Annotated in this window: 18 protein-coding genes; 15 read left to right on the forward strand and 3 right to left on the reverse strand. The window is 61.1% G+C overall.

Annotated features, from left to right (window positions below; all coding sequences use genetic code 11):
• Positions 1-6: 6 nt before the first annotated feature.
• Positions 7-2,304 (reverse strand): FdhF/YdeP family oxidoreductase, encoded by a 2,298-nt coding sequence (locus ABIB00_RS08815; protein ID WP_247459529.1) that lies wholly within the window; start codon positions 2,302-2,304, stop codon positions 7-9.
• A 263-nt stretch (positions 2,305-2,567) separates the two neighbouring features.
• On the opposite strand from ABIB00_RS08815, the gene fdhD reads away from it, so the two are divergent.
• The 14 genes from fdhD to ABIB00_RS08885 all read left to right on the forward strand — a co-directional run bounded on the left by fdhD (position 2,568) and on the right by ABIB00_RS08885 (position 15,959).
• Positions 2,568-3,407 (forward strand): formate dehydrogenase accessory sulfurtransferase FdhD, encoded by an 840-nt coding sequence (gene fdhD / locus ABIB00_RS08820; RefSeq protein ID WP_247459209.1) that lies wholly within the window; start codon positions 2,568-2,570, stop codon positions 3,405-3,407.
• A 159-nt stretch (positions 3,408-3,566) separates the two neighbouring features.
• The gene (locus tag ABIB00_RS08825) at positions 3,567-3,926 is read left to right on the forward strand and encodes a hypothetical protein (RefSeq protein WP_354104062.1); all 360 of its coding nucleotides are present in this window, start codon (positions 3,567-3,569) and stop codon (positions 3,924-3,926) included.
• Between the two features lie 180 nt (positions 3,927-4,106).
• The gene (locus tag ABIB00_RS08830) at positions 4,107-5,882 is read left to right on the forward strand and encodes a thiamine pyrophosphate-requiring protein (RefSeq protein WP_354104063.1); all 1,776 of its coding nucleotides are present in this window, start codon (positions 4,107-4,109) and stop codon (positions 5,880-5,882) included.
• On the forward strand, positions 5,879-6,976 hold the full coding sequence (locus ABIB00_RS08835; protein WP_354104064.1) for an enolase C-terminal domain-like protein: 1,098 nt from the start codon (positions 5,879-5,881) through the stop codon (positions 6,974-6,976). The genes ABIB00_RS08830 and ABIB00_RS08835 overlap by 4 nt, the downstream gene beginning before the upstream one ends.
• Before the next feature lie 133 nt (positions 6,977-7,109).
• Positions 7,110-7,922, forward strand: a complete 813-nt coding sequence (locus ABIB00_RS08840) for a hypothetical protein (protein ID WP_247459205.1) — start codon at positions 7,110-7,112, stop codon at positions 7,920-7,922.
• A complete protein-coding gene (locus ABIB00_RS08845) occupies positions 7,915-8,583 on the forward strand; it encodes a gluconate 2-dehydrogenase subunit 3 family protein (protein WP_354104065.1) in 669 nt (222 codons plus the stop codon). The genes ABIB00_RS08840 and ABIB00_RS08845 overlap by 8 nt, the downstream gene beginning before the upstream one ends.
• On the forward strand, positions 8,573-10,225 hold the full coding sequence (locus tag ABIB00_RS08850; protein ID WP_247400175.1) for a GMC family oxidoreductase: 1,653 nt from the start codon (positions 8,573-8,575) through the stop codon (positions 10,223-10,225). Before ABIB00_RS08845 ends, ABIB00_RS08850 begins: the two co-directional genes overlap by 11 nt.
• A 24-nt stretch (positions 10,226-10,249) precedes the next feature.
• A complete protein-coding gene (locus ABIB00_RS08855; protein ID WP_247400173.1) occupies positions 10,250-10,690 on the forward strand; it encodes a PPC domain-containing DNA-binding protein in 441 nt (146 codons plus the stop codon).
• Between the two features lie 2 nt (positions 10,691-10,692).
• Positions 10,693-11,073, forward strand: a complete 381-nt coding sequence (locus tag ABIB00_RS08860; protein WP_247400171.1) for a sensory rhodopsin transducer — start codon at positions 10,693-10,695, stop codon at positions 11,071-11,073.
• Between the two features lie 32 nt (positions 11,074-11,105).
• Positions 11,106-12,167 carry an SDR family oxidoreductase gene (locus ABIB00_RS08865; protein ID WP_247400169.1) on the forward strand — a complete coding sequence of 354 codons (1,062 nt, stop codon included), beginning with the start codon at positions 11,106-11,108 and terminating at the stop codon, positions 12,165-12,167.
• A 9-nt stretch (positions 12,168-12,176) separates the two neighbouring features.
• Positions 12,177-13,958 (forward strand): glycoside hydrolase family 15 protein, encoded by a 1,782-nt coding sequence (locus ABIB00_RS08870; protein WP_354104066.1) that lies wholly within the window; start codon positions 12,177-12,179, stop codon positions 13,956-13,958.
• 99 nt (positions 13,959-14,057) lie between these two features.
• The gene (locus ABIB00_RS08875) at positions 14,058-14,840 is read left to right on the forward strand and encodes a Crp/Fnr family transcriptional regulator (protein WP_354104067.1); all 783 of its coding nucleotides are present in this window, start codon (positions 14,058-14,060) and stop codon (positions 14,838-14,840) included.
• Positions 14,841-14,965: 125 nt separating this feature from the next.
• Positions 14,966-15,688 carry a DUF4396 domain-containing protein gene (locus ABIB00_RS08880; protein WP_247400166.1) on the forward strand — a complete coding sequence of 241 codons (723 nt, stop codon included), beginning with the start codon at positions 14,966-14,968 and terminating at the stop codon, positions 15,686-15,688.
• Positions 15,689-15,806: 118 nt separating this feature from the next.
• Positions 15,807-15,959 (forward strand): zinc ribbon-containing protein, encoded by a 153-nt coding sequence (locus ABIB00_RS08885; RefSeq protein WP_083843319.1) that lies wholly within the window; start codon positions 15,807-15,809, stop codon positions 15,957-15,959.
• 215 nt (positions 15,960-16,174) lie between these two features.
• Here ABIB00_RS08885 and ABIB00_RS08890 read toward each other — a convergent pair whose 3' ends face one another.
• The gene (locus ABIB00_RS08890) at positions 16,175-16,684 is read right to left on the reverse strand and encodes a hypothetical protein (protein ID WP_354104068.1); all 510 of its coding nucleotides are present in this window, start codon (positions 16,682-16,684) and stop codon (positions 16,175-16,177) included.
• Positions 16,685-16,834: 150 nt separating this feature from the next.
• The gene (locus ABIB00_RS08895; RefSeq protein WP_354104069.1) at positions 16,835-17,893 is read right to left on the reverse strand and encodes an AI-2E family transporter; all 1,059 of its coding nucleotides are present in this window, start codon (positions 17,891-17,893) and stop codon (positions 16,835-16,837) included.
• Positions 17,894-18,123: 230 nt separating this feature from the next.
• On the opposite strand from ABIB00_RS08895, the gene ABIB00_RS08900 reads away from it, so the two are divergent.
• Positions 18,124-19,320 (forward strand): FAD-binding domain, encoded by a 1,197-nt coding sequence (locus ABIB00_RS08900; RefSeq protein ID WP_354104070.1) that lies wholly within the window; start codon positions 18,124-18,126, stop codon positions 19,318-19,320.
• Positions 19,321-19,389: the final 69 nt, after the last annotated feature.

Here is a 19,389-nt window from a genome sequence, read left to right on the forward strand (position 1 = left end):
CCTTGCTCACGCGCGGATTCGGACCGGCACCGACTTTGCGGCCGGCGTCTTCGAATGGATGTCGTGGTGCGACAGCGGGATCAGGGGATTCATTTCCGGATAGTAGGCTCCAAGGCATCCGTCCGGCAGCTTGAACGGCGTCACTTTAAGCGGCCCAACCTCACGCTCGATGCCGTCTTCTGCGTCGCTGACGAGATAGACCATCTGCCCATCCTGGAGTCCGGCACGTGCAATCTCTTCGGGGTTCATCAGCAGCACATCCCGTGTGCCCTCGATCCCCCGCAGGCGATCGCTGTACCCGTAGATCGTGGTATTGAACTGGTCATTGCTGCGCATCGTGAGCAGCCGGAATCGGCCGGGGGCGTCCGCGAAGCCGGTGGAGCTGAGAGTCTCCGGAGCAGTAAATTCCGCCTTGCCGGTTTCCGTCTTCCAGATCCGCTCGCGCGCGGAGTTGCCGCGATAAAACCCGCCGGGCGTGAACATCCGTTCATTGAAAGCGTGGAATTGGTCCGGGTAGGTCTCCGCGATCTCGTTGCGAATGAGATCGTAGTTGCCGACCCATTCGTCCCATTTCAGCTTCGGGTTCGTGGGCAAGGTCGCCGTGGCGAGACCTGCGACGATGGCCACTTCCGATTTCAGGTGCTCGCTCGCAGGCTTGCGCAACCCGATCGAGCCCTGGATGCAGCTGAAAGTATCCTCCATGCTGACGGCTTGCTGCCCGCTTGCCTGGATGTCTTCTTCGGTGCGGCCGAGGCACGGCAAAAGATAGGCGGCCTTGCCCTGCACGAGGTGGCTGCGGTTGAGCTTGGTGGCAATCTGGACCGTCAGCTCCAGTCCGCGCCAAGCTTGTTCCATCTTCGATCGCTCGGGAATGGCACGGACGAAATTACCGCCGAGCCCGATGAACGCCTTGACCTTGCCGGCGAGGACGCCTTCGCAGGTCTCAACGGTGTTCATGCCCTTGTCGCGTGGCGGCTCGAATCCGAATTGCTTGGCGTATTTGTCGAGAGGGACCAATTCAGGCTTCTCGGAGATGCCGACGGTACGCTGGCCCTGGACGTTCGAGTGTCCACGCACGGGCGAGATGCCGGTGCCATCTCGTCCGATGTTGCCCTTCAGGAGCAGCATGTTCACCAGCATCGCCACGTTCTCGAAACCGTGCACGTGCTGGGTCAGGCCCATGCCGTAGATCCCGATCACGCGATCAGCCTCGACATAGACCTGAGCTGCGCCTTCGATGGCCGACCGGCTAAGACCGGATGCGGTCTCGATCTCGCTCCAGTCCGTTGCCCGGACCTTGGCCTCGAACGCTTCGAAGCCGTGGGTGTGCTGTTCGATGAAGGGGGCGTCGAGAACTCTCTTGCCCTGCTGTTTGGCTGCGTCGTCCGCGGCGAAGACGTGCTTGCAAATTCCCATGATGACGGCAATGTCGCCGCCGGCCTTCACCTGGTGATACTGACTGCTGATCTGAGTCGCCTTGCCGGTCAGCATCTCCGTCGGATTCTGTGGATTGACGAAAGTTTCGAGGCCTTTCTCGCGGACCGGATTGAAGGTGATGATCTGGACGCCGCGCCTGGCTGCGTCCTGCAACGGATGCAAAAACCGCGGACTGTTCGACCCGGTATTCTGACCAAAGAAGAACATCGCGTCACAGTTGCTGAGATCGTCGAAGACCACAGTGCCTACGCCCGCGCCGATCAGCTTCTTGAGCGCGACGGACGTCGTCTCGTGACACATGTTGGAACTGTCAGGCAGATTGTTGTTGCCGTAGACCCGCGCGAACAGCGCGTACAGGTACGATGTCTCGAGGCTCGCTCGCCCGGACGAATAGAAAATTACGGATTTCGGATCGAGTGCCTTCAGCTGCGCGCCGATGGCTTGAAATGCTTCGTCCCAGCTGCATGGCACATAACAGTCAGTAGCACCGTCATAGCGCAGTGGTTCGGTCAGGCGGCCCTGTTGTTCGAGATCGTAGTCGGTCCATGAGCGCAGCTCAGTCAGTGTATGCTTGGCGAAGAAATCGGGCTTGCACCGACGCGTGGTGAGCTCCCAAAGAGTAGCCTTGGCGCCATTCTCGCAGAACTCGAAGGCGTGATAGTCGGCCGGCTTGGCCCACGAGCAGGAAACGCACATAAAGCCTTTAGGCTTGTTTTGGCGACGGAGCGTATTCAACGCTCCCGGCGAGTCCCACTCCTTGCCGAAGATTCGGGCTATTCCCTTGAGCGACCCCCATCCGCCAGCTGGACCGTCGTATTCCACCGTCTTCTCGGTGTTCTCGTCACCAGTTTCGCGTGCTCGCGTCATGATCTTGCTTCTCTTCGGGAACCGGCTGGCCTGTGCCTCGGCAACGTATGTTGGTGAGGCGGGTTCCTCGGTCCGCGTTTTTTGACATCAGAGGAAGCACAGCTGCGCTCGAGCGAAATTTGCAGTGTGCTCAACACCATGGACGGAACTGAGCCTCTGTCTCTCCGGGCCGACGATAGTTTGCGCGCTGCCGTACAAAGAAATCTCGAGCTGGAACCGGGCTCGCCGGAAGAGGTTGCCAGACGCAAATCGGGAGTCGGGACGTGGATGATCGCTGCACACTGGACAAGCCGGAGCTGGTTTGGCGAGGCAGCCGACCAATCCCGTCCTGGCGCAGGGTGGCAGAGGAGCGGCCGATCGCGCTCACTTACAACGGCTCGACTTATGCGGTGATGATGGCCTCGCCCGCCGACCTCCTGGATTTCGGTATCGGCTTCAGCTTAAACGAGGGCATTGTCGAACGTTGCAACGACATCATCAGCGTTGACGTCGTCGAGCTCGAGCTCGGTTGCGAGTTGCGGATCTGGCTTGACGACTCCCATTGTGATCGCCTTGCCACCAGGCGAAGAGCGATGGTCGGGCCGGTCGGCTGCGGCCTGTGCGGAATTGAAAGCCTGGAGCAAGCTTGCCCGCCGCCGCCGCGCATCGTCAGCCGGGGTGGATTTCGCCCCTTCGACATCCTGTCAGCGATGCGCGCCCTGCGCCCGCTCCAGCATCACAACCAGGCGACAGGGGCCATGCACGCTGCGGCGTTTTGGGACGGCAATGCTATTCGATCGATAAAGGAAGATGTCGGCCGCCATAACGCCTTGGACAAACTCGCGGGAGCGGTCGCCAGGGCCGGCCTGGAGACGTCACCGGGAGCTGTACTCATCACCAGTCGAGTCTCCGTCGAACTGGTGCAAAAGACAGCAAGAATGGGCGCGCCGCTCCTCGTCGCCGTATCGGCGCCGACTTCGCTGGCGATCGAGACCGCTGAGAGGGCCGGCGTCACGCTCGTCGCGATCGCGCGTGACGATGGCTACGAGATATTCAGCCACGCCAGCCGACTGGGGTTCGGAGAGGGAGACTTGGTTTCAAAAGCCGTGCCCGTCCGCGCCTGAATTACTTTCCTGCCGAATTCATCGGAGAGCCTTGGGGAATCCTAGTCCGGGGGTTTGTTCGCTCTCGTACCGACTTCGGGTGACCGAAAGGGCTCCAGTCGGAACGTCTGGGGCTGGCCAGCGCTGTAGCTGTGTTCATCAAAACTAAAGGAGACAGCAATGAAGAACACGCTTTTGGCGGCCGTCTTGCTTACCGCGGCGGCTTCCAGTCCTGCATTCGCGCAAGGTGGCACTAATTCGGCGACATCCTCTCAATCTGCCCCCAACTCGGGCCAGAACACGGTGGTGCAGAAAATCCAGGATGATCTGAAGAAGGCAGGTTTCACCGACATCAAGATCGTTGCCGAATCCTTCGTCGTCCAGGCCAAGACGAAGGACGGCAATCCGATGGTGATGACGATCGGTCCACATGGCATGTCCGTGTTCGAAGCCATGAACACGGCCACGACCGGCTCCACAACCAACTCTCAGGGCACGACCGGGGCCAGCTCTTCGAACAACAACGCGGCTTCGAAGTAGTCCTCCATCTTAGACGAACATCGCTACTGGTCCATAGCGGGCCGGCGATTTTCGCTTGCTGGCGCGGGATGGTGAGCCAATGAAGGCTCGGAGACGTACGCGAGCGTACAGAGATCCGCGAGAACCGGCCAATAGCAGAAGCGTTTGAGCTACGTCGGCTGCGCGAAAGCGAGTAATCCAATGAACGTCAGCGAATTTGTTTGGCACCGGCTCTCCGAGTGGGGCTTGAGCAGGGTGTTTGGCTATCCTGGGGACGGGGTCGGAGGATTGGACGTCGCTCTGGAAGGCGCGAAAGACAAGATGGAATACGTGCAGGTCCGGCATGAGGAGATGGCCGCCTTCATGGCTTCCGCCCATGCCAAGTTTACAGGGCAGGTCGGGCTTTGTTACGCGACCTCGGGGCCCGGCGCGATCCATCTCCTGAATGGTCTGTACGACGCCAAGATGGATCATGTACCTGTGGTCGCTCTCGTCGGCCAGCAGGCGAGGAGCGCGATCGGGGCGAGCTACCAGCAGGAAGTCGATCTGCAGGTCCTGTTTCAGGACGTGGCAGAATACGTCGGACAGGCAAGCGTACCCGAGCAGGTGCGCCACCTGATTGATCGCGCCGTGCGCATTGCCCACAACAAGCGCGCCGTCACTTGCGTGATCCTTCCTAAGGACGTGCAGGAACTGGACTACCGGGATCCGCCGCTGGCGCATGGGGCAACACATACCGGGACCGGTTACGCCGATCCCGCGAAACGTCCCGATGAAGCTTCGCTACGCGCGGCGGCCGAGGTGCTGAACAAGGGCAGCAAAGTCGCGATGCTGGTCGGAGCGGGTGCTCTGACCGCGACCGACCACGTGATCGCCGTCGCAGAGCGCCTTCAGGCCGGAGTCGCCAAGGCCCTGCTCGGCAAAGCCGCACTTCCTGACGAGCTGCCCTTTGTCACGGGTTCGATCGGCTTGCTTGGTACCAAGCCGAGCTGGGACCTCATGAAGAACTGCGACACCTTTCTGATGGTGGGGTCGTCGTTCCCGTACAGCGAGTTCCTGCCGAAACCAGGCTCGGCGCGGGGCGTTCAGATCGACATCGACGGCGCACGTTTGAGTCTTCGCTATCCCATGGAGGTCAATATCGTCGGGGACAGCTCGGCGACCTTGCAGGCGCTGCTGCCCCTTCTGCAGCAGAAGCAGGATTCAGCATGGCGGCAAGAGATCGAAGAGGGGGTGCGGGAATGGTGGCAGACCCTCGAACGGCGGGCAATGGATTCAGCAGAGCCTCTCAATCCACAGCGCGTATTTTGGGAGCTGTCGCCGCGTTTGCCGGAGAATGCGATCATCACCGCGGATTCCGGCTCTGTCGCCAACTGGTACGCGCGCGATCTGAAGATGCGGCGCGGTATGAAAGCCTCGCTGTCCGGTGGTCTGGCTTCATTGGGCGCGGGAACACCTTACGCTGTTGCGGCAAAGATGGCTTACCCTGACCGCACCGTGGTCGCGTGCATGGGCGATGGCGCCATGCAGATGAACGGCCTCAACGTGTTGATTACGATCTCAAAATACTGGAGGAACTGGTCGAACCCTCGGCTGATCTTACTGGTTCTCAACAACCGCGATCTCAATCAGGTCACATGGGAGGAGCGGATTCAGCTCGGCTCGGGCAAGACGCTATCGACGCAGAGCATTCCGGATTTCCCCTACCACCGATATGCGGAGCTTATTGGCCTGAAGGGCATCTTTGTCGATAATCCGGACCGCGTGGGTGCTGCTTGGGATGAGGCGCTGTCCGCGGATTGTCCTGTGGTCCTCGAAGCATATACCGACCCGAACGTGCCGCCGCTTCCTCCGCACATCACCCTGAAGGATGCCAAGAACTTCGTCAGCATGATTCCTTCCGAGCCCGAGCTTGGAAGCGTCCTGAAGAACAGCGCCAAGGAGCTGCTGACGAGCGTGATGCCGGGGAAGGGATGATGCCAGAGGTGCCGATCGAAACGTTGCAGGCGCGGGCGTTCGAGGTCCCGACCGATCGGCTTGAGGCGGACGGCACGATCAGCTGGAGCTCCACCACTCTCGTGCTTGTGGAAGCCGTCGGCGGCGGCAAATCCGGGATCGGCTACACTTACACCGATCGAAGTGCGGTCGGGCTGGTCGCGGGCAAGCTCGCCGGCACGGTCCAGGGCAAGGATGCCTTTGCACCCCAGGCGGCGTGGCTGGCCATGCAGCGGTCGGTGCGTAATCTGGGCCGCGAAGGTCTTGCGGCAACAGCTATTTCGGCCGTCGATGCGGCGCTCTACGATCTGAAGGCGCGCCTTATGCAAGTGCCGCTGGTTCAATTGCTGGGAAGCTCCCGCCCGGCCGTCCCGATCTATGGGAGCGGCGGGTTCACCTCCTATTCCGATGACGGGCTCACTCGCCAGCTGTCCGGCTGGGTCGCGGAGCAAGGCTGTAGATATGTCAAAATGAAAGTCGGCTCGGAGCCGGAGCTCGATCCTCACCGCGTCGACGTCGCGAGGCGCGCGATCGGCGAGCGGGCGGAGCTTTTCGTTGATGCAAACGGTGCCTACGGCGTGAAGCAAGCGCTGCAGCTTGCCGGCGTTTTCACAAGGCAGGGCGTGACATGGTTCGAGGAGCCGGTATCGTCGGATGATCTGCGAGGGCTCAGGGCCATCCGCGAGCGCGCGCCCCCAGGTATGGACGTGGCTGCCGGAGAATATGCTTATACGAACGACTATGTGCGGAGGATGCTGGAAGCGTCCGCGGTCGACGTGCAGCAGGCGGACCTCACACGTTGCGGCGGCGTCACCGGGTTTCTGCAGGCCGCCGCGATTTGCGACGCGTACCACGTCGACCTCTCTGGCCACTGCGCGCCTGCATTGCATTTGCATGCAGCTTGCGCGGTGCCCCGGCTTCGCCACCTCGAATGGTTTCACGACCATGTTCGCATCGAGCACCTGTTGTTCGATGGTGCTCCGCTGGCGCGCAATGGCGCGATCGAGCCCGACCTGACCCGGCCGGGCAATGGTTTGATCTTCAAGGAAGCGGATGCTGCACGTTATGCGGTCTGAGCACGCGAGAATACAAAGAGCCCACGGCCTCACCCCAAACAGAGTGGCGGAGGAGAGGAGCACGCTGACACAGGGGGGTTCATTGCCTGGGGGCCGTTCGCTGTCACGTCCTGACCGCCGCGAGTCCGACAACGTGTTGGCGGCGCGACGGCTCAATCGGGCAGCGGGCACGCTCGCCGCATCGGTCCTTGCCGACAGTGCCGTGGAGCACTACCGCGGCTCTTTCAAGAACAAAGCCATGCTGACGCCGATCGTCGTCGCGGGCCTGACTTTGGCAATGAGCCTGCATGGCACGGCCGACAAGCGCCCCGTCGCTCACAACGCGCGCGACACCTCCTACCTACTGGCAGCTGGAACAGGCCTGCTTGGCACGGGCTTTCACATCTACAACGTCACCAAGAAGGTGGGCGGGTTCAGCTGGCAAAACCTCTTCTATGGCGCCCCACTCGGGGCCCCCATGGCTATTCTGCTGTCAGGCCTGCTGGGCTTCTGCTCGGAGCGGCTGCGCGCCAATGGGCCGCGGCGCCGTCCTCGCGTGCTCAGCCTTCCGGCCGGCAAGACCGTTGCGACGGTTGCAGCGCTCGGCCTGCTGGGCACGAGCGGGGAGGCGGGTCTGCTGCACTTTCGCGGTGCCTTTCACAACCCGCTCATGGCCATTCCGGTCACCCTTCCTCCAATCGGCGCCGGGTTGCTCGGCGCCACCGCCGCCGGGAGCGGAAAGAGCGGGCACCGCGCCACCAGGTGGTGGATGCGGCTGCTCGTCGTAATGGGATTCGCTGGTGTCGGCTTGCACGCCTATGGGATCTCACGAAACATGGGTGGCTGGCGCAACTGGAGCCAGAACATTCTCAATGGTCCGCCGCTGCCCGCCCCACCAAGCTTCGCAGGACTTGCGCTGGCCGGGCTTGCCGCGCTCGAGCTCATGAAAGAGTCGTCCGATGGCTGACAGGACCTCTCAGCGCGGCCCAAGGAATGTTTACCCCGGCTATGACGTCCTTGCGAAGTGGAACAGTCCGTCCTGGAATGACAAGACGCGGGACGTCATCTCGCATCGGCTTGCGGTCGCGAACGAGCCGCGTTTTTTCACGGCGGAAGAATTCGAATCCGTCACGGCGATGGCGAACCGAATAGTTCCGCAGGCCCGCTCGCCTTCGCGTATTCCGGTTGCGGCACTCCTTGATAGAAAGCTGCAAGATGGCGTCCTCGACGGCTATCGCCCAGCCGGTATGCCGCGAGATGGTGAGGCGTGGCGAGTTGGGCTCAATGCCTTCAATGCGGAGGCGCGAAGTTTCTATGGTTTGCGGTTCGCCGAGATCGCCGGGCCTGATCAAGACGCGTTGCTGCAACGCTGCGAGGCCGGTGAATTGCACGCGCGCGAATGGGTCGGCATGCCGTCCGGCGCGTTCTTCAAGCACCGCCTGCTCCACGATCTGGTTCTGGCATATTACTCGCACCCGGCCGCCTGGAATGAGATCGGCTGGGGCGGACCGGCCAGTCCGCGCGGTTATGTGCGTCTCGATTTCGACGATCGCGACCCCTGGGAGGCCGCCGAAGCCAAGCCCGGAGATGAGGTTACCGCTTTGAGGATCAACCGCCATGTCCGATGATCCCCGGCACAGTCCCCGTGCCCGCAACGGTCGCGCGCCCGACGTTTTCCGGCCGGGCCGCTGGGTCAGCATGAGGGAATACGCCGACAACGAAGCGGTGGATTTCGTCATCGTCGGGACGGGCGCGGGTGGAGGAACGCTGGCCTGCAAGCTGGCCGAACACGGCTTCTCGGTCGTCGCACTCGACGCCGGCCCTTACTTCCGTCCTCTGGAGGACTTCGCCTCCGACGAATCCGAGCAAACCAAGCTCTATTGGACCGACGATCGCATCGTCGACGGGGACAACCCGCTGCGACTCGGGAGCAACAACAGCGGCAAGGCCGTTGGCGGCTCGACGGTGCATTTTGCCATGGTGTCGCTCCGCTTCCGCCCGGAATGGTTCAAAGCTCGAACCAAGCTCGGCTACGGTGCGGATTGGCCGATCGATTGGCGCGAGATGTGGGCTTACTACACGGAGGTCGAGCAGGCCCTCAAAATATCCGGACCGATCAACTATCCGTGGGGACCTCCGCGCCCGCGCTACCCCTACCGCGCCCATCCGCTCAATGCTGCAGCCCGCGCGCTGGCCCGCGGCTGCGAGGCGATGGGCATCGCGTGGACGGAAACGCCGCTCGCCACCCTTTCTGCTCCGCGCGGGCTGGCGCATCCCTGCGTCTATCGCGGCTTCTGTGTCGCGGGCTGTTCGACCAACGCGAAGCAGAGCGCGCTCGTGACCTGGATTCCCCGCGCCCTCTCGGCAGGTGCCGAAATCAGGGACCTGGCGATGGTCGGACGGATCGAGACCGACGACAACGGGCTCGCGATCGGGGTGCACTATCACCGTGAGGATAAGTGGCACTTCCAGAAGGCTCGCAATGTGGTGGTGGCCGGTTATGCGATCGAGACGCCCCGGCTGTTGCTGAATTCTGCAACCGATAAGTTTCCGGAGGGACTGGCCAACAGTTCCGGCCTCCTGGGCAAGAATCTGATGGCTCAGGCGAACCAGGCGGTTTGGGGCGTCATGGACGAGGAGGTTCGCTCATACAAGGGACCTCCATCTCTCGCGATCACCGAGCACTGGAATTATAAGGACGAAGGCAAGGACTTCTTCGGCGGCTACTCCTACATGAGTCAAGGCCCTCTGCCGCAACTCTGGGCCAACACGCAGGCCAGCGCGCATGGACTGTGGGGAGCCCGGCTGGTCGAAGAAATGAAGCGCTACAACCACGTGGTTGGCCTGAAGATCGTCGGTGAAATGCTGCCTCAGGAGAAAAATCGGGTCACGCTCGCCGACGAGGTAGACCAATACGGGATCAGAATTCCCCGCGTCACGTACTCCTGGGGCGACAACGACAAGCGCCTCATCGATCATTCGATCGGCTTCATGAGCCGGGCCCTGACCGCCGCCGGCGCCAAGGACATTTGGGTCCAGCACGACGATACCTGTCACCTTAACGGAACAGCGCGAATGGGCAGTCGCCCGGACAACAGCGTGGTCAACGCGGATTGCCGCAGCTGGGACATTCCCAACCTATGGATATGTGACGGCTCGGTATTCCCGACCGTTGGCGGCGCGAATCCGTCGCTCACGATTCAGGCGATCGCATGCCGCACGGCCGACCGGATCCGCTCGCTGGCGCGGCTGGGAGAGATCAGGTTTTAGCCACCAGGCATGGGAGAGGACTCGATGCAGCACAAGCTTCTCAACGACGATGCTCAGCGAACCTTTGCTGTTGTCCTGGACACCGGTGATGAGGCGATGGCGAGCATCCGTTCCTTCGCAGCAGCGCAGCAGCTTGCTGCAGCTCAAATCACCGGTATTGGGGCATTCAGCAGTCTCACGCTGAAATATTTCGATTGGGAGAAGAAGGCCTACCTGGAAAACCGGGTCGATGAACAGGTCGAGGTTGCATCACTCGTCGGGGATGTCGCGCTTGCGCCTTCAGGCGATCCTTCCGTTCACATTCATCTGGTCGTTGGCCGGCGCGATGGCACAGCGCTCGCAGGGCACTTGGGCTCGGGAGTGGTGCGCCCGACGCTTGAAATGATCGTCACCGAAAGCCCGGCGCATCTCCACAAGATGCACGATCCCGACACCGGGCTGGCGCTGATCAAACTGGAGCAATGACGATGACAAGTCTCGGTTCGACGGTATGGGCGATCCCCGAAGGTTACATCCCAAGCGACAGCGTTAGCGATGCTCACGACCTTGTCTCTCACGAGGCGGCCTGCTTCCTGAACGCCGGGGATCGCGAGGTGCAGGTCGAGATCACGCTGTTTTTCGAGAACAGGGAGCCGGTCGGTCCATATCGCCTGAAAGTGCCGGCTCGCCGCACCCTTCACCTGCGCTTCAACGATCTGAGCGACCCTGCACCGGTTCCGCGCGACACCAGCTACGCGTCTTTGATCGAAGCAAGCGCTCCGGTTGTCGTCCAGCACACCAGGCTCGACTCACGGCAGCCGGCGATGGCGCTGCTGTCGACCATCGCCTACCCGGCTGCGCAGCCATGAAAAGCATAACACCGAGTCCACGGAGTAGGAACGTGCCCGAGAAGCCTGCACCCTCGCCTCTTGTTGCCGTGATCACCGGGGCATCCGCCGGCGTCGGACGGGCGACGGCTCACCGTTTCGCGCGCGCGGGCTGCTCGATCGGTCTCATCGCGCGCGACGCCGAAGCGCTCGAGGAGGTGAGGCGAGAGGTCGAGGATCTGGGTGGACGAGCCATCGCCATGCCGCTCGACGTGGCAGATGCCGCCGCGATGTTCGCCGCTGCTGACCGCATCGCCGGGGCGTTCGGACGGATCGACGTGTGGGTCAATGATGCGATGGTGACGGTGTTCTCGCCGGTTTGGCGCGTGACGCCGGACGAATTCCGTCGCGTCACCGAGGTGACCTATCTCGGGTTCGTGCATGGAACGATGGCTGCTCTCCGTCACATGCGGCCGGTCAACCGGGGAACCATCATCCAGATCGGATCGGCCTTGGCCTATCGCGGGATCCCGCTGCAGTCGGCCTATTGCGGCGCCAAGCACGCCATTCGCGGCTTCACGGATTCGCTACGAAGCGAGCTCATTCACGAGCGGAGCAGGATCAATCTGTCCATGCTTCAGCTGCCGGCGGTGAACACGCCGCAATTCGATTGGGCACGAGCGCATATGCCCCATTCGCCCCGGCCGGTCGCCCCCGTCGTGGAGCCCGAGGTGATCGCGAATGCGGTCTACAAGGCCGTGCAAAAGCCTGCCAGGGAGTACTGGATCGGTCTCAGCACGCTCAAGGTCATTTTCGGGAATATGCTCGCGCCGGCTTTGCTGGATCGCTATCTCGCCCGAACCTGTATCGCCGGCCAACAGACCGAGCACGCCATCGATGCCATCCGCCCGGACAATCTTGTTAAGCCACTGCACGGCCTGCATCGCACCCGAGGCAGCTTCGGTTCGGAAGCGGTCGATCAGGCCTTCGTCGCGCCTGCGAGCCTGCTGCGGCTTGGGCCTGTTGCGGCATTGATCGGGATCGTCGCGGTCGCGCTGGCCGCCCAAGCGAGCGCTTCTGAACGCAGACACACTGGGATCGAACGACACCGTGCACGGAACCAGCGATCCAGGTGAGCACGGGCGGTGGCGGAAAAGCTCATCGAAGATTATGGGATGATCGCGGACGGCCAGACAGCCGCCCTGGTTCACCGCAACGGTTCAATTAATTGGCTGTGCTGGCCGCGCTTCGATTCGGATGCATGTTTTGCGGCTTTGCTCGGCACGAGGTCACACGGCTATTGGAAGCTCGCACCGGCCGGTGGCAGCACTTCCTGCAGCCGGCGCTATCGCGCCGATACGCTCATTCTGGAGACCGATTTCGAGGTGCCGACGGGCCGCGTCCGGCTGATCGACTTCATGCCCATTCATGACGGCGCATGCGCTGTGATTCGGATCGTGCTGGGCCTCGCTGGAACAGTCGAGCTGCGGAGCGAGCTGGATCTGCGCTTCGACTATGGGTCCTTGAGACCCGCGCTGGAAGTCGGCGACGATCGGGCGGTTGCGTTCGTGGGACCGGATCTCGTGGTGCTGCATTCTCCCGCGAAGCTTTCTCGCCAGGGATCGTGCATCCTTGGCGAAGTGGAAGTGCGAGAAGGCGAGCAGGTCGCCTTTTGCCTTCGCTATGGCAGCGCCACAGCGCTGCCGCCCCCGCCGCTGGCGCCGGGCGCCGCGCTGCATGCGACAGAAGACTATTGGCGCGGTTGGATTGCGAAGTTCGACATCGAGACGCGGTGGCCTGAGGCTGTCAGGCGCTCGCTCTTGACGCTCAAGGCTATGATCTTTCGAGCTTCAGGCGCCATCATCGCCGCTCCCACCACCTCGCTTCCGGAAGCGCAGGGTTCGCACCTGAATTGGGACTACCGTTATTGCTGGCTGCGCGATGCGACCTTTACACTCAGCGCTCTGCTGGGGGCTGGCTATCGTGATGAAGCCAAGGCGTTCCGGGACTGGCTTCTCAGGGCCGCCGGCGCCGAACCGGAGAAGATCAGGATCATGTACCGGGTCGACGGCTCGCGCCGGTTGGAGGAATGGACCGCGTCCTGGTTGCCCGGATATGCGGGCGTTGGACCCGTGCGGATCGGAAATGCGGCCGCTTCCCAGCGTCAGCTTGACGTGTATGGCGAACTTCTGAACTCCATAGCTGGCGCAGCCAAGGCCGGGATTGCGCCTACGGAACGGGAAAGCGAGCTGATCACAGCTGTCGTCGATCACGTTGAGCGCGTATGGGAGCAACCTGACCACGGTTTATGGGAGCTGAGGGGGGATTCGCGTCACTACACCTATTCCAAGGTCTCAGCCTGGGCTGCAGTGGATCGTTTCGTCAGTTGCACAGATCTGCATCGGGCAGCCGATCGCCCGTTTCTCCAGCAGATGGCCGCGTTGCGCGACCGGATGCATCGCGAAATATGCGAAAAAGCTTTCGACAGCAGGCGTGAAACGTTCGTGGAGTACTATGGAGCTGATGGGGTTGACGCCAGCCTTCTGAACCTTCCTCTCCTGGGCTTTTTGCCCGTAGCCGACGAACGCATCCGCAACACCATCAAAGCGATCGAGCGCGACCTCGTGCACGAAGGCTACGTTCACCGCAGGTCATCAGGGGCGATCCGTCAAGGAGCTTTCCTGGCGTGCAGCGGGTGGCTCGCGGAATGCCAGCTTATGCAGGGGAGGCGGGCTGAAGCGGAGAGAACCTTCGAGCACCTGTTGCATGCGCGAAATGAACTGGGGCTTCTAGCTGAGGAGTTCAACGTTCGTGATCGACGCCTTGCTGGCAACTTCCCCCAAGGATTGAGCCATTTGGCTTTGGTACGCGCCGCCCTTCGCTTCGAGGGAAGCGCCTTAAACAGGGGCGAGGCACAGGGAAAATAGTAGCACGCACGAAAAGGGAACCGCTGCCGACCGGAGTGCGTACTCTCTCAAGACTGGCGGACGCTTTCTAATCAGTCTCCGGACTAGGGGAGCAGCGCAATGCGGGATGGTCAGGCGACAGGCCCGGATTTGGCGTCGATTGTGCTTAAAGACACCGTTCGGCCCCTGGGTTCACGTAACAAGCTGTTGCGCTGCATTCCAGAGACGGAACTGGCAGTGCTTCAGTCGATGGGGACGGATGTCGAGCTCAAGCCGCGTCAGGTCCTCCACCATTGGCGCTTGCCGATGGAGTACGTCTACTTTCTTGGCAGCGGCCTCGTATCCGTCTCAGCCAAGGTCGAGGCTGGGCGCTTCGTGGAGGCTTGGCTGGTCGGCTCGGAGGGAATGATCGGGGCGCCTTGCGTATTGGCGCCAGAGGATCCGATGCCGCCGCACCGGCGGGTCGTTCAGGTGGGCGGAACGGCACTGCGAATTCCGGCGCGGGCCTTTCTCGCCGCGCTCGACGATCTTGGGGTGCTCCGCGGAGTGATCCTCTCTTACATCAATCTTGTCCTGTTTCAGACGTCACAGGCGGGAGCCTGCAATTCGCTCCATTCCGTCAAGCAGCGACTTGCTCGGTGGCTTCTCGTTGCGGCGAACGCAATGGGTTCCAGCGAGCTGCCGATCACGCATGCCGTCTTGGCTCAATTGCTCGGGATTCGTCGAGCAAGCGTCAGCGAGTGTCTCGAAGTTTTCGAACGGGCCGGCATCATCCGCAACAGCCGGGCCGCGATAACACTGCACGACCGGGATCAGCTCGAGCACTCGGCTTGTTCGTGCTCTGGATTGATACAGCGCGAGTATGATCGGCAGATCGGCCGCCGTCTGCGTGGTGATAATTGAACGTCGAATACGAGTTCTGCAGAGAGCTCGCCCGCGATAAAGCTCTTGATCTTGGCCAACTCCAAGGCGCGAGTTGAACGAAAGCGATCTTCAGAACGTTTCCTTCTCCGAGCAACGGAGGAGCCATGATTCCAGTTTGGCTTAGAGATATGGCGCTGGCTAGTTTGGCTGTCGGACTTGTCTGCGCGATCGTAATCGCGATCGACCTGATCCGCCATCCACAGCGCATGTGGATCATGAACGTCGTCTGGCCAGTCAACGGTCTGTTCGGCACCGTACTGACCTTGTGGATGTACTACCAGTTTGGGCGGCTTGCAGCGCGTGATGCGACTGAGATAAATGAGCACTCCGATAGCAAGAAGGGCACTCCTTTTCCTGTCATGGTGGCAAAAGGTGCCATGCACTGCGGAGCCGGATGTACTCTCGGGGACATCATCGCTGAAAGCCTTGCGCTTGCATTTCCGGTGATTGCGATCTGGGCCGGATGGAAAAGCGTTTTTTCAGAGAAGATGTTCGCGATCTGGGTTGTGGATTACCTGTTCGCGTTCGTGCTCGGCGTCGCATTTCAGTACTTCACGATCAAACCGATGCGCGACTTGTCACCCGGCGCAGGAATCGTCCAGGCTGTGAAGGCAGACACTCTCTCCCTAACTGCTTGGCAGATCGGCATGTACGGCTTTATGGCGATCGCGCAGTTCGCGATCTTCAGGAATCTCTTCGGGGTGAGGCTCGAGCCGTCGATGCCGGAGTTTTGGTTCATGATGCAGATTGCGATGATCGCGGGATTTTTCACGAGCTACCCGGTGAATTGGTGGCTTGTAGAGGCAGGCGTCAAAGAACGCATGTAGGGGCAAGCTCCGATCGGTTGAGGGTGTTGCTTTGACGACCCCGAACACAATTAGCAACTCTTTCCGCTCGCGACCCTTTGACCAAACGGGGCGCCCGCGCTCAACAGGGAGAAGTATCATGGCGGCGCATGCAGGTGAGACAGCCCAAGAGACTGGAGACTTCAGGTGTGAGCGATGTCATCAGGCCACTCACGTCACAAAAGGACACAAGATTCCGAAATGCCCGCATTGTGGAAGCACGAGCTTTGATACTCGGCGGAACGAGCCGTAGGTACGCACGTCACTCGGAAGCAGGACGTCAACACAGCCAATCTTGCACCGTGATTGCCCTCTCGAAGTCTTTCGAATGGCTGACGGACATCCTGTTCTGCGATCGGTGGTTCTGTCCCGACGTCGACAGCAGCCTCTCCAACGAAATGTTCGTCGTCGCCCGGCGCGCTTCTCCACTGACTGAATGCGGCCGGGCACTTTGCTACAGGCGCAGCGTCACCACCGATGGTGCGCACGGATCACGCCGTGATGGTGGTGCCGATAGTGCCGCGGCGCCCAGCCGTAGCTATGACGCCAGGGGTGCGCGCGCCGGACCGTATATCCCCACGGCCTCGGCGCGGACCAGCCGTAGCTATAGCGCAAGGGGCGCGGGCCCCAGGCGTATGGTCGCGGCCCCCAACCATAGCCACCCCAGTAAGGTGTATAGGCGTAAGCCGGATAGTACCCACGGTAGCCGTAGGGGTATCTGTAACCATAGTATGGCGGATATTCCTCATAGTACGGGGTCGCAATGGCGGAGCCGATCAAGGCTCCTGCCAGCAGGCCGGCGCCGATCCCCCAGCCGCCATGCCAGCGAATCTGGGTGAGATTATCCTGCACCGCCGACGTGTGCTGCGTCGGGCTCGCGGCAGCCGAGAGCGCGGTCAAAGGTGCAGCTTGGGTACTGCCGACGGGAGAAATCGCGATGAGGCCGGTGAGAGAAAGGGCAAGTGTAAGTCTCCGCATCTGTGGCTCCTCTAGCTTCAGAATGCGGTCTCAACTTGAGCCTGCTATGTTGGTTTCTCGCGTCAAGAGTTCGGGACACTTTGTCGCGCCGAGTGCCCGGCCGGAGTCGCGAGTGTACGACACCGTACAAACTACACAGCCTCCGCTCTTTTAGTGGTGTTCTTCAACGAGGGAAGCCGGTCTACTCTCGCGCTCCAGGAACGCTTCAACATAGATCATGCGGACGGCAACGAGCAGGACAGCGATCAAAGGCGTGGCAACGATCAATCCGATCAAACCGAAGAGAGTGCCGAGAACGGTTTGGGAAAGTATCGTAAGTGCGGGCGGCAGCGAGACGGTTCGTTTCTGAATCCATGGTGCGATGACATTTCCCTCCAACAGCTGGACCGTCAAAAACAAGAGAGCGACCCAAGCGGCAAGGACAGGAGACTGTGCCAGAGCGACAAGGATCGCCGGCACTGCTCCTGCAAGTGCCCCGATGTATGGTACGAAGTTCAGAAGGGCCGCCAGTAGGGCCAGTGATAGTGGCAAAGGCGAGCCAATGAGGAGAAGGCCCAATCCGAGCAGCACGCCCACGATCAGCATGTCGACGAGTTGGCCGAGAAACCAGAGCCTAAGCGTAGCACCGAGCTCTCCGGCGACGTGGCGGCCGCGTGGTCGCCAAGCCATTGGAAGCAAACGAAGCGAGCCTTCAAGATAGAGTTGGGGCGAGGCAGCGAGAAATACGGCTGTCGCCGCCGTAACGACGAGAGTGCCACCTATGCCGAGAACGGAGCCAACGACGCCTGTGACGTAGCCGGTCAGGCCAGTGCGCAGAGACTTTCCGGCGATCTGCAACTGTTGAGCTAAGATCGAGCCCCACGAGCTGTTTTGCAGTTCGTGCCATATCCGCGATAGTTGGGTTCTCAGTTGCCGGCTGATTTCGTCGGCTTGATTGAAAATGGCGCTGCCCCTCCACCACAGCAGCGCACCGAGTGCGAGGCCTGTCACGAGAATGACGGAAATCAATGCCGTGTATGGCCCGAGGCGCGTTACGCGACGGACCGCGTCGCTGGCGCCCCGCAAGACGCAAGCGATGACCACGGCGCTGAACAAGAGCAACAGTATGTCGCGAAGCAGCCAGACCGAAAGAGCGAAGAATAGAGCGATTGCGCTTACACGAAGGGTGCGCTCGATATGCCGGACATGAACAGTCAACTTGTTTTCCAAGTCGTCTCCTTTGTCGGAGCAGTCCAGTCTCCGAAGCTCGAGATTGAAGTTGCGCAGGCGAGAGTGCTCGGAACATCATCGCGGCGATCCCGTCGCGATGAATGTAATACTCTGTCGCGGCCTCAAATGTTCTTGTACGCAAGCGAATAATTCTCGTCCCAAGACCACCGAAGCACCAGAGCGAGCTCGGGGATCGTGTGCCGATCGTCGTTCGTTTTTGAGGAGATGGCATGAACAGCGTTCTAATCTCCGGGGTTGGAATTGCCGGGCCCACGCTTGCCTATTGGCTGAAAGCAGCCGGCTTTCAACCGACGCTCGTCGAGCGCGCCTCCACGCTGCGGAGCGGAGGCTATGTCATCGACTTCTGGGGGCTGGGCTACACCATCGCCGAACGGATGGGATTGATCCCGGCGATCAACCGCGACGGCTACCACGCTCAGGAATTTCGGATCGTAGATGAAGCTGGCCACCGGCTGGCCGGCTTCGGTATCGACGTTTTCGCCGAGTTGACGAATGGAAAATACGTTACTCTTCAGCGCAGTGACCTCTCGCGCATGCTGTTCGAACGGATCAGCGGCTGCGTTGAAGCCATTTTCGGAGACGAGATCATTCTCGTCGAAGAGAAACCGGATGGCGTCGAAGTCCAACTGAAGCACGGCGGCAGGCGCAGGTTTGACCTTCTCATTGGGGCAGACGGCCTGCATTCGGCCGTTCGGAAGTTGGCTTTTGGACCGCCGCCGCAGTTCGAGCGACATCTGGGGTATATCGTGGCCGCGTTCGAAGCTCCGGGCTATCGGCCGCGTGACGAGGATGTGTATTTGATCTACGGTCAACCGGGCCGCATGGTAGGCCGCTTTACGCTGCGTGATGATCGTACGTTGTTTCTCTTGATATTTGCTGAGCATCACTCAGTGTTGCCGGAAACGCCGGCCTCGCAAAAGGCGCTCCTTCGTGAAATCTATGGCGGAGATGGCTGGGAGTGCGATCAGATGCTCGCCGAACTGGAGCGCACTGGTGAACTCTACTTCGACACCGTCAGTCAGATCAGGATGCCCAACTGGTCACGAGGGCGGATAGCACTCATTGGTGATGCCGCCTTCTGCGTCTCGCTCCTGGCAGGTCAGGGGGCGGCGCTGGCGATGATTTCAGCCTATGTTTTGGCCGGCGAGCTTGCCATGGCCGGTGGACGATATTCCGAGGCGTTTGCCACGTACGAGGCGCGGTTGAAGAGTTATATAGGCCGGAAACAGCGGGGTGCCGAGCGCTTTGCTGGGGCGCTGGCGCCGAGAACGCGCTGGGGAATGCTCTTCCGCAACGTCGTGGTCAGAAGTTTCTCGATACCAGGCGTGGCGAGGCTCGCAATTGGGCGGGACATCGCCGACGAATTGGAACTTCCTGACTACTTGGCGCCGGGTGCCATGAAGTAACGCCCACCAGAAGGGAGGTGCGATCGTGGGGATGTGGACGCTCGATTGACGCGGTTGTCCCCAACCTGT

Origin of the sequence: Bradyrhizobium sp. LB14.3, assembly GCF_040547985.1 — a bacterium.
GTDB lineage: Bacteria > Pseudomonadota > Alphaproteobacteria > Rhizobiales > Xanthobacteraceae > Bradyrhizobium.